10 protein-coding genes are annotated in these 14102 nt (G+C 69.9%); 4 read left to right on the top strand and 6 right to left on the bottom strand.

Features of this window, described 5'->3' with window-relative positions:
• The first annotated feature begins 52 nt into the window (after window positions 1-52).
• Window positions 53-2083: an FUSC family protein gene (locus AC1VVG_RS28370; protein ID WP_482836960.1), complete on the top strand. Its 2031-nt coding sequence runs from the start codon at window positions 53-55 to the stop codon at window positions 2081-2083.
• Window positions 2084-2088: 5 nt separating this feature from the next.
• On the opposite strand, the gene AC1VVG_RS28365 is transcribed toward AC1VVG_RS28370, so the two are convergent.
• Entirely contained in the window at window positions 2089-3009 is a 921-nt protein-coding gene (locus AC1VVG_RS28365) for a bestrophin family protein (RefSeq protein ID WP_059556653.1), read from the bottom strand.
• 12 nt (window positions 3010-3021) lie between these two features.
• On the bottom strand, window positions 3022-5346 hold the full coding sequence (locus AC1VVG_RS28360) for an FdhF/YdeP family oxidoreductase (protein WP_226227415.1): 2325 nt from the start codon (window positions 5344-5346) through the stop codon (window positions 3022-3024).
• A 155-nt stretch (window positions 5347-5501) separates the two neighbouring features.
• Between AC1VVG_RS28360 and AC1VVG_RS28355 the strand changes: the two genes are divergently transcribed.
• On the top strand, window positions 5502-6923 hold the full coding sequence (locus AC1VVG_RS28355) for an aminotransferase-like domain-containing protein (protein ID WP_034187921.1): 1422 nt from the start codon (window positions 5502-5504) through the stop codon (window positions 6921-6923).
• Between the two features lie 48 nt (window positions 6924-6971).
• Here AC1VVG_RS28355 and AC1VVG_RS28350 read toward each other — a convergent pair whose 3' ends face one another.
• Window positions 6972-8183, bottom strand: a complete 1212-nt coding sequence (locus AC1VVG_RS28350; protein WP_034187920.1) for a mechanosensitive ion channel family protein — start codon at window positions 8181-8183, stop codon at window positions 6972-6974.
• A gap of 496 nt (window positions 8184-8679) precedes the next feature.
• Between AC1VVG_RS28350 and AC1VVG_RS28345 the strand changes: the two genes are divergently transcribed.
• On the top strand, window positions 8680-10401 hold the full coding sequence (locus tag AC1VVG_RS28345; protein ID WP_482836957.1) for a SulP family inorganic anion transporter: 1722 nt from the start codon (window positions 8680-8682) through the stop codon (window positions 10399-10401).
• A 12-nt stretch (window positions 10402-10413) separates the two neighbouring features.
• On the opposite strand, the gene AC1VVG_RS28340 is transcribed toward AC1VVG_RS28345, so the two are convergent.
• Complete coding sequence (locus AC1VVG_RS28340; protein WP_482836955.1) at window positions 10414-11289, bottom strand: LysR family transcriptional regulator; 876 nt, start codon at window positions 11287-11289, stop codon at window positions 10414-10416.
• Window positions 11290-11331: 42 nt separating this feature from the next.
• On the opposite strand from AC1VVG_RS28340, the gene AC1VVG_RS28335 reads away from it, so the two are divergent.
• Complete coding sequence (locus tag AC1VVG_RS28335; protein WP_082744623.1) at window positions 11332-11985, top strand: LysE family translocator; 654 nt, start codon at window positions 11332-11334, stop codon at window positions 11983-11985.
• A 36-nt stretch (window positions 11986-12021) separates the two neighbouring features.
• Here the strand turns inward: AC1VVG_RS28335 and AC1VVG_RS28330 are convergent, their stop codons facing one another.
• Window positions 12022-13476, bottom strand: a complete 1455-nt coding sequence (locus tag AC1VVG_RS28330; RefSeq protein WP_124608805.1) for a DHA2 family efflux MFS transporter permease subunit — start codon at window positions 13474-13476, stop codon at window positions 12022-12024.
• Window positions 13473-14036 (bottom strand): isochorismatase family protein, encoded by a 564-nt coding sequence (locus AC1VVG_RS28325; protein ID WP_069704652.1) that lies wholly within the window; start codon window positions 14034-14036, stop codon window positions 13473-13475. Before AC1VVG_RS28325 ends, AC1VVG_RS28330 begins: the two co-directional genes overlap by 4 nt.
• Window positions 14037-14102 lie beyond the last annotated feature (66 nt).

Here is a 14102-nt window from a genome sequence, read left to right as displayed (position 1 = left end):
ATCCCGCCGCCGCCCCGTAGTGGCTGCCCGCGCGCGATCGTATGCTCGCCGGATGAAATTCGCTTTCCCCAGCGTGCCGCCGTTCGCGGCCGTCCGGGCCGCGCTGCGCGACGCGCGCCCGATGTTGTCGCCCGGCGCGCTCGCGTTCGCGCTGCGCAATACCGCCGCGTCGTTGCTCGCACTCTATATCGCGTTCCGGATGAATCTCGACGATCCGAAATGGGCCGCGTCGACCGTGTGGATCGTCGCGCAGGGCAGCCGCGGGATGGGGCTGTCGAAGAGCCAGTACCGGATTCTCGGCACCGCGATCGGCGCGGCCGTCGCGCTCGCGCTGACCGGTGCGTTCGCGCAGACGCCCGAGCTGTTCCTGCCGGCGCTCGCCGCGTGGATCGGGCTGTGCGCGGGCGTCGCGACGTTCCAGCGGAATTTCCGCGCATATGCGGCGGTGCTCGCCGGCTATACGGCCGCGATCATCGCGATGGATGCGGTGTCCGCGCCGCTGCATGCGTTCGACATCGCGGTGGCGCGATTCCTGTATGTGGTCGTCGGCATCCTGTGCGGCGCGCTGTTCGAAACGGTGTTTGCGCCGGGCGCGCCGCTGAACGATGTCCGCACGCGGCTCGCGCGCTATCTCGACCGCGCGGTGACGCTCGGCGCGGGCGCGCTGCGCCGTGAGCCGAACGGGGCGGCCGTGCACCGCCTGTTCGCGGATGCGCTCGAACTCGACACGGCGGCCGAGTATGCCGCGGCCGGCGCGCCGCCGGTGCGCAACGCGATCGGCCATCTGCGCGCGGCGGCGCTGGGCGTGCTCACCGCGCAGGCCGCCGGGCAGGCGATTCGCGAGCATGCGGCGCGCGCCGGCGCCGCGCCGGATCCGCTGATCGACGAAGTCGCGCGCGTGCTGGACGGCGTCGCTGCATCGGACACCCCGGGGCACGCGATCGCTGCGCTGCGCGCGCGCGTGGACGACGCACTGCACGCGGCGGCCGCCGCGCAGCGCGGCCCGGACACGTCGCGCCTGCTCACGCTCGACCGGCTGGCGGCGCTGCTCGCCGGGTTCGAGCGCGCGTTCGCGAGCCGGGCGCTGCTCGACCGGCCGGAGCCGCCGCCTTCGCGCGTGCGCTATGCCTTTCACCACGATCCGGTGCTCGCGTGGCACAACGGGATCCGCGCGTTCATCGCGGTGCTGGCCGCATCGACGATCTGGATCGTCACGGCGTGGCCGTCGGGCGCCGGCTTCGTCGCGATCACGGCCGTGGTCGGCGCGCTGTTCTCGACGCGGCCGAACTCGGTGCGCGCGGCCGTCGGTTTCCTGAAAGGCACGGCATGCGCGGCGGCCGCCGGCGTCGTCTGCAACTTCGTCCTGTTGCCCGCGGTGTCGGGCTTCGAGATGCTCACGTACATCCTCGGCGTGTTCCTGGTCGCCAACGGCGTCGCGATGCGTCATCCGCGCACGGCCGCGATGGGCAGCGCATTCGCGATCTTCTTCTGGAATTTCACGTCGCCGGACAATACCGCGCGCATCGGCGATGCCGCGTTCCTGAACAGCGCGCTCGCCACCATGCTCGGCATCGCGTTCGGCGCGCTGATCTTCGCGCTGGTGTTTCCCGGCGATCCCGGCACGAGCCGGCGGCGGCTGCATCGTGCGGTGCGCCGCGACCTGGCCGGCATCGCACGCGACCCGCGTGCCTGGTCGGAGAGCGTGTGGCTGAGCCGGACGGCCGACCGTCTCGCGCGCGAACTCGGTTTCGCGGGTAGCCTGCCGCAGACGCTGATCGAGCGCGACATGCGCGACCTGCTCGCGATCTGGGGAATCGGCGACAGCCTGCTGTCGCTCGCCGCACTGGCCTCGCGCGAGCCGACCGTGCGCCGCGCGGCGGCCGTGGTGCGCGGCCGCTTCGCGCGGGCGGAATTCGCGCGGCTCGACCGGACCTGCGACGCGGCGGCGCGCGTGCTGTGGCGGCGCGCGGCCGGTCGCGCAGGCGATGCCGCGCAGGCGATGCTGCGCGGTGTCGTGCTGGTGCGGCGGATCGCCGACGCAGCCGCCGAGCACGGCCGTTTCCTGCGCGGCCTCGGCGACTGAGCGGTTCAGGTGAGGCGGTATGCGCGGCCGGGCGTCACTTCGGCCGGCAGCGGCTCGCGGTTCAGTTCGAGCAGCGTGCGTTCGATCTGGCGCGTCATCGCATCGAGCGCGAGATGGTTCGGCCCGTCGCCGAACGGCTCGGCGATCGCATGCGCGATCGCGTCGAGCGCGATCAGCGTATAGGCGACGAACACGGTGACGAACGGTGTCGCCGCGCCGATCGAGTCGACGAGGCCGAACGGCAGCAGCACGCAGTACGCGTAGATGGTCCGGTGCAGCAGCACGTCGTAGGAAAACGGGATCGGCGTCGACGCGATCCGTTCGCAGCCGCTCACCATCGCGACGAGATCGTCGAGGCGCGCATCGAGCATCCACAGGCGCGTATCGGCGAGGCGGCCCGCGTCGGCGCGTGCGGCGAACGCTTCCCGCAGCGCGTGCACGATGACGATCGGGCGGAACCGGGAGCCGGCGACACGCGCATGAGTGGCCTCGTCGAGCAGCCCGCGCAGGTCGGCGGCCGGATCGGTGCCGCGCAGTTGATGCTTGAGCGCATAGACGAAGGCGACGACCTGCCGCACGAAGGCGCGCCGCGATGCGTCGTCGCGGTCGACCGCACCGTAGCAGAGCGCCTGCGAGACCAGCGTGCGCGCGGCGGTCAGGACGCCGCCCCACAGTTGCCGGCCCTCGCGGTAGCGTTCGTAGCTCGCGTTATTGCGAAACCCCGCGAAGATCGCCAGCGTGAGCCCGATCAGCGTGAATGGCGTCGGGTTCAGCGGCACCTTCTCGCCGAGCACGCGGCCGCCGCCCCACACCGCGACGAGGCTGATCGCGAGCGTCAGCACGAGCTGCGGCAGGATGGTGGGCAGCACCGAGCCGTTCCACACGAGCAGCATCCGCAGCCAGTGCTCGCGCGGACGAACGATCATCGTCGCGCTCCGTCAGGCGGCGATCGAGGCCGGCGCGGCCGCGCGATGCAGCAGCACGGGCACCGACTTCGACGTCGGCGTGTTGCACACGTCGCCGACGCTGTCGAGCGGCACGAGCGGGTTGGTTTCCGGGTAATACGCGCCGATGCAGCCGCGCGGGATGTCGTACTCGACGAGCAGGAAGCCGTCCGCGCGCCGCTCGATCCCGTCGTGCCACACGGTTTCCATGTCGACCCATTCGCCGGCCTTCAGGCCGAGCATCGCGAGATCGTCGCGGTTGACGAACACCACGCGGCGCTGGCCGAACACGCCGCGATAGCGGTCGTCGAGCCCGTAGACGGTCGTGTTGTACTGGTCGTGCGAACGGGTCGTCATCAGCGTCATCAGCCGTTCGCCGTGCAGCGCGCGGGCGCGCTGGATCGGCGTGTCGGTCGGCAACGCGTGCGCGATGAAGTTCGCCTTGCCCGTCGGCGTGAGCCACTCGCGATCGCGCGACGCGACGCGCAGGTGGAAGCCGCCCGGCCGCGCGATGCGCGTGTTGTAGTCGTAGAAGCCGTCGAGCGTCGCCTCGATCGCATCGCGGATCTTCGCGTAATCGTCCTTGTACGCGAGCCAGTCGATCTTGCCGCTGCCGAACAGCGCATGGCCGATGTGCGCGACGATCGCGGGCTCCGACATCAGGTTCGGCGACGCCGGTTTGTTCATCCCGTACGACACGTGGACCATGCTCATCGAATCCTCGACCGTCACGCCTTGCGCGACGTTGTCCTGCAGGTCGATTTCGGTGCGGCCGAGCGTCGGCAGGATCAGCGCGTCGCGGCCGTGGATCAGGTGGCTGCGGTTCAGCTTCGTCGTGATGTGCACCGACAGGTCGCAGCGTCGCATGCCTTCCCACGTGCGCGGCGTATCGGGCGTCGCCATCGCGAAGTTGCCGCCGAGGCCGATCAGCACCTTCACGCGGCCTTCGAGCATCCCCTCGATCGTCTCGACGACGTCGTAGCCGTGGTGGCGCGGCGGTTCGAAGTCGAACACGTGGCCGAGGCGGTCGAGGAACGCCTGCGACGGCTTTTCCTCGATGCCGACCGTGCGGTTGCCCTGCACGTTCGAGTGGCCGCGCACCGGGCACAGGCCGGCGCCGGGGCGGCCGATGTTGCCGCGCATCAGCATCAGGTTCGTCAGCATCTGCACGGTCGCGACCGAATGCTTGTGCTGCGTGATGCCCATGCCCCACGTCGCGATCACGCGTTCGCTGCGCGCATAGCGTTGCGCGAGGCTGTCGATCTGCTCGTACGGCACGCCGCTTTCGGCGGTCAGCGCGGACCAGCTTTCGTTGCGCAGGTCGTCGGCGAAGGCGTCGAAACCGGCCGTGTGCTCGGCGATGAACGCGGTGTCGACGACGCGCGGCGCACCGGCGGCGCGCGCGGCGTCGTCGAGTTCGAGCACCCGTTTCGCCATCCCCTTGATCAGCGCGAAATCGCCGCCGATCGTCGGCTGGATGAACGTCGATGCGATCCGGGTGCCCGACATCGTCAGCATCTCGATCGGGCTTTGCGGATCGGCGAAGCGTTCGAGGCCGCGCTCCTTGAGCGGGTTGATCGACACGATCGTCGCGCCGCGCTTCGCGCATTCGCGCAGCTCGCCCATCATCCGGGGGTGGTTGGTCGCGGGGTTCTGGCCGAAGATCAGCAGCATGTCCGCGTGCTCGAAATCGTCGAGCGTGACGGTGCCCTTGCCGACGCCGACCGAGGCCGGCAGCCCGCGGCTCGTCGCCTCGTGGCACATGTTCGAGCAGTCGGGGAAGTTGTTCGTGCCGTACAGCCGCACCAGCAACTGGTACAGGAACGCCGCTTCGTTGCTCGCGCGGCCGGACGTGTAGAACGCGGCCTGGTTCGGGTCGGGCAGCGCGCGCAGGTGGCGCGCGATCAGGTCGAACGCGTCGTCCCACGCGATCGGCACGTAGCGGTCGGTTTGCGCGTCGTACACCATCGGGTCGGTGAGGCGGCCGTGCTGTTCGAGTTCGAAATCCGACTGTTCGAGCAACTCGGTGACCGTGTGCGCGGCGAAGAATTCGGGCGTCACGCGCTTGCTCGTCGCCTCGGCGGCCACCGCCTTCACGCCGTTCTCGCAGAATTCGAACGTCGATGCGTGCTGGCGGTCGGGCCACGCGCAGCCGGGGCAGTCGAAGCCGTCCGGCTGGTTCTGGCGCAGCAGCGTACGGTAGTTGCCGCCGGCGACCTTTTCCTTGATCAGGTTGATCGTGACGGCTTTCAGCGCACCCCAGCCGGCGGCCGGGTGAGTGTACGGTTCGATGCGCGCGGTGGCGGATTTCTTTTTCATGGTGCAGCGGGTGTCGGGGTCGATGGGTGCAGAGTACGCGCGGCACCCGTGTCGCTGTGTGTACACCTGTTCGCTTCAAAAAAGAGTACAGTTTCGGCCATTCGCACGGTGCGGATCGCAACTGTGTTGTTGAAGGGAAGTTGAAAGGGAGGCGCGTGAAGCGTTACGAACAACTGGCCGACGATCTCCAGGCGCAGATCGAGCGTGGCGTGTACCGGCCGGGCGAACGGATTCCGTCGGTGCGGCAGGCGAGCCGGCAGCAGCAGCTCAGCGTGACGACCGTGCTGCGCGCCTACCTCGTGCTGGAAAGCCGCGGCCTGATCGAAAGCCGGCCGCAGTCGGGCTACTTCGTGCGGGCACGCGCGGCGGCGCCGGCCGAGGCCGAGCTGCATACGTCGGCGCCGACGGCCGAGCCGTCGGCGGTGGACGTGAGCCGGCTCGTGCTGTCGACGCTGCGCTCGATCGCGCGCGACGACGCGGTGCCGCTCGGTTCGCCGTATCCCGACGCGTCGCAGTTTCCGGTGCAGCGTCTCGCACGCTATGCGCAGACGATCGGGCGACGCCGCACGCGCTGGGGCGTGATCGACGACCTGCCGCCGGGCAACCAGGAACTGATCCGCCAGATCGCGCGGCGCTACGCGGAACGCGGGGTCGCCGTCGAGCCGGGCGAGATCGTGATGACGATCGGCGCGACCGAAGCGATCAACCTGTGCCTGCAGGCCGTCGCGAAGCCGGGCGACACGATCGCGGTGGAGTCGCCGACGTTCTACGCGATGCTGCACGCGATCGAGCGGATGGGCATGCGCGCGCTGGAAGTCGCGACGCACCCGGGCGACGGCATCGATCTCGACGCGCTCGAACGGGTCCTCGAGCGTGAGCGCATCGCCGCGTGCATGGTGATGCCGAATTTCCAGAATCCGCTCGGCTTCCAGATGCCCGATGCGCGCAAGCGCGCGCTCGTCGAACTGCTCGCGAAGCACGGCGTGCCGGCGATCGAGAGCGACGTGTATCACGAGCTGCATTTCGGCGACACGACCCCGAGCGCGCTGAAATCGTTCGACCGTGACGGCCTCGTGCTGCATTGCGCGTCGTTCACGAAGAGCCTGTCGCCGCGTTACCGGATCGGCTGGGCGATGCCGGGCCGCTATCGCGACCAGGTCGAGAAGCTGAAATTCCTCAACACGCTCGCGACGCCCGCGATCGAGCAGCTCGCGATCGCCGAGTACCTGAAATACGACGGCTACGATTTCCACCTGCGGCGCATGCGCAAGCTGTACGCGCAGCAGGCGAGCCTGATGAGCGCGATGGTGCGCCGGTTCTTCCCGGAAGGCACACGGCTGTCGCAGCCGCAGGGCGGGTATGTGCTGTGGGTCGAGCTGCCGCGGCAGGTCGATGCGATGAAGCTGTACACGCTCGCGCTCGCGCAGCGGATCACGGTCGGCCCCGGCCACATGTTCTCGGCGGGCACCGACTACCGGCATTTCATCCGGCTCAACTACAGCTATCCGTGGTCGCGCCAGATCGAGGACGCCTTGAAGGTGCTCGGGCGGCTCGCATCGGAGTGCGCGGCGCGATAGGCGCGGCCGCGTCGCGCATCGACCCGCCCGCGGCGCCCGCGCGCCGGCTTACGCCGCGCGGACCATCTGCCGCATGTCGAAACCCGACGGATGCTGGTACACGCGCAGCCCGAACTCCGGCAGCACCGCGATCAGGTGATCGAACAGGTCGGCCTGGATGGCCTCGTAGTCGACCCACGTCGTCGTATCGGTGAAGCAGTACAGTTCGAGCGGAATGCCTTCGGCGGTGAGCGGCAACTGCCGCGCCATGCAGGTCATGTCGCGGCGGATGCGCGGATGACCCTTCAGGTAGTTCGCGACGTACGCGCGGAACGTGCCCAGATTCGTCAGCTGGCGGCGGTTCGCCGGGCAGTCGCCGGCCGCGCCGAGCGTGCCGTTCCATTGCTCGATCGCGTCGACCTTGTCCTCGAGATAATCCTTCAGCAGCGTCAGGCGTTCGAGCCGTTCGATCTCGTCGTTCGTCAGAAAACGCACGCTCGTCGCGTCGACGAACAGCGCGCGCTTGATGCGGCGGCCGCCCGCTTCGGTCATCCCGCGCCAGTTCTGGTAGCTCTCGGTGATCAGCTTCCACGTGGGCACCGTGATGATCGTGTGATCGAAGTTCGCGACCTTGACGGTGTTCAGCGTGATGTCGATGACGGTGCCGTCCGCACCGGCCGACGGCATCGTGATCCAGTCGCCGATCCGCAGCATGTCGTTCGACGACAGCTGCACGCCGGCGACGAGGCCGAGCAGCGTGTCCTTGAAGATCAGCATCAGCACCGCCGACATCGCGCCGATGCCGGACAGCAGCAGGCCGATCTGCTTGCCGGTCGCATCGCCGATCACGACGAGCGCGGCGGTGATGAACATCACGAGCTTGACGAGCTGCATCGCGCCTTTCAGCGACAGGCGCGGCTGGTCGCGCTGGTGCGTGCGGTGGGTGTGCTCGAGCGCGGACAGCGTCGCGCTGATGGTCATCGTCACGAGGAACACGATCAGCGCGAACAGCACCTTGTCGGCGACCTGCGTGACGCGCTCCGGAATGCCGGGCACCGCGCCGAGCCCGAGCTTGACCACGACGAACGGGACGATGCGGTTCAGCCATTTGAAGGCGCCGAACTCGAACAGCGCGTCGTCGATGCGCGTGGCGGACAGCCGCGCGAGGCGCGCGACCACGCGAAACAGCAGGAAATGGACGGCGGCGGTGATCGCGCCGGCGGTGGCAAGCAGAATGAGGATGCCGACGAGCGGCGTCAACCAGGATTCGTTCAGTGTCATGGCGGAAAACAGGGACCTTCTTGTGCGTTGAATCGGCGCCGCGACGCGGCGCGCGCCCGGTGAAGGGCACATGAAAGGGACCGTGATTGTGCCATCGGGTTCCGGACGCGTGGGGTGACGGCGGGTCGAACGGCTCCCGAATACGCTCACCATTGTGCAGGTGTCCTTCGCATCGAAGTGAGGGCGGACGGTGAATCCGCGTCACCGCACGCCGGTGCGCGAGTCTGTTGCCGGATGCCTCGCACGCACGGCTGCGATCGGCTCGAACCCGGCGTGGCGGGCCTTCGCGCGTCGACGCGCATGGTCGGCGATCCATGCAATCGTGCGAGCGTCGCGGGTGTTGCCGGCATGCCGCACGCGCCGGCGTGCGAGCGGTGCGTCAACGGTGAGCGCCGCGCGCCGCGTTCGCGCACTTGCCAGGCAAGGCCCGCCCGGGGCACGATGCGCGAACGGCTTCGCGATCCTCGCCACTTCTTCGACCTCACGCATTTCACGCATGCAAGATTCCAACGAAAACCGCCCGTCGGGCGTGCGGCTGTTGAAAGGCCTGCTCCCGATCCGCCGGGCAGGCGCCATCCGCGACGTGTTCGCGGGCCTCTCGCTCGCCTCGATGGACATCCCGCAGGTGCTCGGCTACGCGCGCATCGCCGGGATGCCGGCCGTCACGGGCCTCTACACGGTGTTCCTGCCGCTCATTGCATTCGCGTGCTTCGGTGCGTCGCGCCATCTTGTCGTCGCCGCCGACTCCGCGACCGCGACGATCTTCGCGAGCCGGCTGTCGTCGATGGCACCTGCCGGCAGCGCGGAATATGCGGCACTGGCCGGCATGGTCGCGCTGCTGACCGGCGCGATGCTGCTGCTCGCGCGCATCTTCAAGCTCGGTTTTCTCGCCGATTTCCTGTCGCGCACGGTGCTGGTCGGCTTTCTCGCCGGCGTCGGCGTGCAGGTGTCGATCGCGATGCTCGGCGACATGCTCGGGTTGTCGGTGCCGTACCCGGCGTCGCGCAGCCTTGCGCAACTCGACTACGTCGTCACGCATCTCGTCCACGCGAACCGGCCGACGCTCGCGCTCGCGGCGCTCGTGGTCGTCGCGATCCTCGCGTGCAAGCGGTTCGCGCCGCGCGTGCCGATGCCGATGATCGTCGTCGTGGGGAGCATCGCGGCGAGCGCGGCGTTCGACTTCGCCGCGCAGGGCGTTGCGGTGCTCGGGCCCGTCGCGGGCGGGTTGCCGCCGCTGCGCTGGCCGTCCGTCACGTGGCAGCAGTTCCTCGATCTCGTGCCGGTCGCCGCCTCGTGTTTCGTGATGATCATTGCGCAGAGCGCGGCCGCCGCGCGGGTGTTCGCGCAGCAGTACGGCGAAGACGTCGACACCAACGCCGATATCCTCGGCCTCGCGGCCGCGAACGCGGCGGCGGCGGTAGGCGGCGCGTTCGTCGTCAACGGCAGCCCGACGCAGACGGCAATGGCGGATGGCGCGGGCGTGCGCAGCCAGATCGGCCATCTCGCATTCGCCGCCGTGGTGGCCGTCGTGCTGCTGTTCTTCAGCACGTTCCTGCAGTACCTCCCGCATGCGGTGCTGGCCGGCATCGTGTTCACGATCGCGCTCGGGCTGATCAACGTGCGCAGCCTCGCGGCGATCCGCCAGGAAAGCCCCGGCGAATTCACGCTCGCGCTCGTGACGGCCACGGCCGTCGTGACCGTCGGTGTCGAGCACGGCATCCTGCTGGCCGTCGCGCTGTCGCTGATGCGGCACGTGCGCCACAGCTACCAGCCGCGTACGATGGTGCTCGAGCCTGTCGCGGGCAACGGGCGCTGGCTGCCGGTGCCCACGCGGCGCGGTGCGATGACGGCGCCGGGGCTGATCGTCTACCGGTTCGGTTCCGACCTGTTCTTCGCGAACGACCATCTGTTCGCCGGCGAAATCACCGAACTCGTCGACACGGCGCCGGTGCCGCCGCGCTGGTTCGTGATCGATGCGGGGGCGATCACCGATGTCGACTATTCGGCCGCGCGCACGCTGACCGATCTCGTCAAGACGTTGCACGCGCGCGGGATCGGCGTGCTGTTCGGGCGGGTGAACCGCTACCTGCGCGCGGACATGGATCGCCACGGGATCACCGACGTCGTCGGCGCATCGTGCATCTTCGCGACGCTGCATCAGGCGCTGGAGGCGGCGGGCACGACGCCGCCGGCGCCGCAGGAGCCGGGCACGGTGTAGCGCGAACGGGCGCTAGGCGGCCGCGCGCAAGCGCGCGAACCCGTTGCGCAGATAGCGGGCCAGTTCTGTCGCGGCCGGGGTGCGCTGGCCGCGCGGCACATGCAGGTCGATCGAGAAGTTCGGCAGCGCGGGCAGGCCGCTGCCGGCCGGCAGGATATCGAGGTCGGTCGGGACGGTGGACGCGAGCCAGACGGTCACGGCGAGATCGGAGCGCACGGTCGCGGCCGTGGCATCGAAGCTGCCGTTCTCGAACACGGTGCGCCAGGCGCGATCGCAGTCGCGCAGCGCGTCGAACACGGTCGGGCGGAACGCGCAGGTCTGCGCGACCATCGACACCGGCAGCGGCGTGTTGCGGTGCGCGGTGCCGCCTTTCGCGCCGACCCAGACCAGCCGGTCGACGGCAATGCACTCGCCGCGCGACGACCCGACCGGCGCCTCGATCAGCGCGACGTCGAGGTCGCCCCGCGTGAGCCCCCGGCGCAGTTCCGGCGACGCCGCGCACACGAGCGTGAGCGCGACCTGCGGATGCGCCTGTGCATAGTTTTTCAGGATCGGCGCGAGACAGGTGCCGACCAGGTCCTGCGGCGCACCGAGACGGACCGCGCCTTCCACGGCGCCCGCCGTCATGTCGGTGAGCAGCGCATCGTGTACGGCGAGCAGCCGGCGCGCCTGTTCGAGCAGCCGCTCGCCGGCCGCCGTGAGCAGCAGGTTGCGATGCTCGCGGACGAACAACGGGCCGGACAGCGCCTCGAGCCGCGCGACCTGCTGGCTGATCGCGCCTTGCGTCAGGTGCAGCGCGTGGCCGGCCGCCGTCATGCTGCGATGATCGGCGACCGAGACGAATGCGCGCAACAGCGCGATGTCGAGATTGCGTGCCATGCGTCGCATTATGAATGCTAATGGCAGGCATAAAAAGCTTTCGCTTTCGTAATGGAGGGATCGCGGGTAAAAACGGGGCTTCGACGACGACAACCGGGAGCCGCCGTGCCGCTTCACGACTACCTGCCGCTGATGCTGTTCGTGATCGTGTCCACCGTGACGCCGGGCGGCGCGACGACGCTCGCGACCGCGTCGGGCGCCCATTTCGGCTACCGGCGATCGCTGCCGCTGATGGCCGGGATCGCGGCCGGCCTGGCGTCGATGGCGGCCGCGGCGGCGGCCGGGCTCGGCAGTGTGCTGCTCGCGCTGCCGACGTTGCAGCTTGCGATGAAAGCAGCCGGTTCGCTGTACCTCGTGTGGCTGGCCGTCCGCATCGGGCGCGGCGGCAAGCCGCGGCTCGACGCCGCCGTGCACCGGCCGCAAGGGTTCGTCAGCGGGGTGTGGATGCTGTGGCACAACCCGAAAGGCTGGGCGATGACGCTCGGCGCGGCCGCGTCGTTTGCCGCGCTCGCGTCCGGCCCGGCCCGGCTTGGCGTGCTGCTCGGGCTGGCATTCGGCGTGGCCGCGATGGCGTCGTTGTCGTTATGGTGTTTCGCCGGGCTGCTGTTCGCACGCGTGTTGCGCACCGAGCGGCAGTGGCGTTGCCTGAATGCGGGACTGGGGCTGCTGCTCGTGATGTCGATCGTGCCGATGTGGCTGCCGTAGCGGGCCGCCGCGCCTGTCGCGCGACGCGCCCCGGGTTCAGCGCGAGCCGGCCCGCGCGGCGCCGGCAGGCTGGCTCCCGGCAGCGCTCGACCTCAACGGCAGCCGCAGCGTCGTGACGAAGCTCGCCGCATGCAGCGCGCACAGCAGGCCAAACGCCCATGCATACGCGACGGCCGGCGTGCCACCGGGCGACATCGATTCGGCCTGCAGTCGCCACGCGAGGAACAGCGTGCAGATCGTCGTGAACGTCGGGCCGCCGAGGCGCTGCACGATATTGAGCGAGGTGGTCGCCATCGGCAGGTTGCGGCGTTCGACCGATGCATACGCGGCCGAGATCGACGGCGCGCCGATCGCGCTCTGGCCCATGCCGCGCAGGAACAGCGCGGGCACGAGCACCAGCGGATCGTAGCCGGTCAGCGCGAGGAACACGAACGGCAGCGTCGCCGCCAGCGCGAGCAACGCGCCGGCGGCGGCCAGCCGGCGCACGCCGAACCGGCCCGTCAGCGCGCCCATCGACGGATAGGTGACGAGCATGCCGAGCCCGAGCGGCGCGAGCAGCCACCCCATCTCGCCCGGCGAGCGGCCGCACGCCTGGATCAGGAACACGGGAATCAGCATCTGGCCCGCGTACATCGCGCCGTTCGACAGGAACTGCGTGCCGGCCGCCGCGCCGAACACGCGCGAGCGAAACAGCGCGAGATCGATCAGCGCGTGCTCGCCCTGGCGGCGCTCGAAGCGCAGGAACGCGGCGAGCAGCAGCGCCGAGCACGCGAGCGCGGCGATGCCGGGTGCCGAGCCGATTCGTTCGGCGCCGTACAGGAACAGCACGAGGCCCGGCGACAGCAACGCGAGGCCGATCCAGTCGAGTGCGCGCGGCTGGACATCGTCGTGGTCGCCCGGCAGGAATCGCACGGCCAGGGCGAGTGCGAGCACGCCGACGGGCAGGTTCACGAGAAACAGCCAGCGCCACGACGCGTGCTGCAGGATCGCGCCGGCCACGACCGGCCCGAGGATCGGCGCAAGCAGCACGGGCACCGCCGCGTAGCCGATCACGCGCGCCATCTGCTGCCCGGCGACGCGCGCGATCATCATCTGCGCCATCGGCGCGAGCAGCCCGCCGCTGACGCCTTGCAGCACGCGGAATGCGATCAGCGACGGCGCGGACCACGCGAGCCCGCACAGCGCCGACGTGAGCGTGAACGCCGAGAAACACCACAGGTACAGCGCTTTCGCGCCGATGCGGTCGACGAGCCAGCCGTTCAGCGGCAGCACCAGCGTCAGCGCGAGCAGGTAGCCGCTCGTCACCCACTGGATCGTCGACAGGCCGGCATGCAGATCGGTCGCGAGGTTCGACAGCGACACGTTGACGATCGTCGCATCGAGCTGCGACAGCAGCGAACCGAGCGTCGCGACCGCGCTGACCTTCCAGATCGACGGATCGAGCCGGCCCGCCGCGAGGCCCGGCGCCGGCTGCGCGCGTTCGTCGCTCACGCGCCGCGCCGGTCGAGCAGCGCGACGATGTCCTGCGTCGTGCCGGTCTCGCCGAGGCGCGGGAACAGGCGCTCGATGCTGTTCACGTGTGCGTCCGCGTTGAGGTCGGTCATCGCATCGACCGCGAGCGTCACGTTGTAGCCGAGTTCGTGGGCCTGCCGCGCGGTCGATTCGACGCCGATGCTCGTCGCGACGCCGGTCAGCACGATCTGCGTGACGCCGGCGGCCTTCAGGTGCGCGTCGAGATCCGTGCCGGTGAATGCGCCCCAGGTCTTCTTCGTCACGACATGGTCGCCGGGTTGCCGGTTCAGCTCGGGCACGAGCTCGGTCCAGTCGGCGGGCAGCGCGTCCCGTCGCGCCGGCTGCTGCGTGCGTCCCGGCGCACCGCCGGCGACGTTGACGAGCACGACCGGCAGGCCGCGGCTGCGGAATGCGTCGAGCAGCGTGCGCGCGTGTGCGATCACCGGGGCGACCGGGTGGGCCGTGGGCAGGGCGACGATGCCTTTCTGCAGGTCGATGACGACCAGTGCCGTGTTCGTGTCGAGGCGGGTTGCGCTCATGATGGGGCTCCGTGGGAAAGGGCGGGGAACACCGGACGCGCGGATGCCGCGCGGCGCGCCGGCGGG

Source organism: Burkholderia sp. L-4 (assembly GCF_056856535.1).
This window is presented reverse-complemented; position numbering and strand designations above follow the sequence as displayed.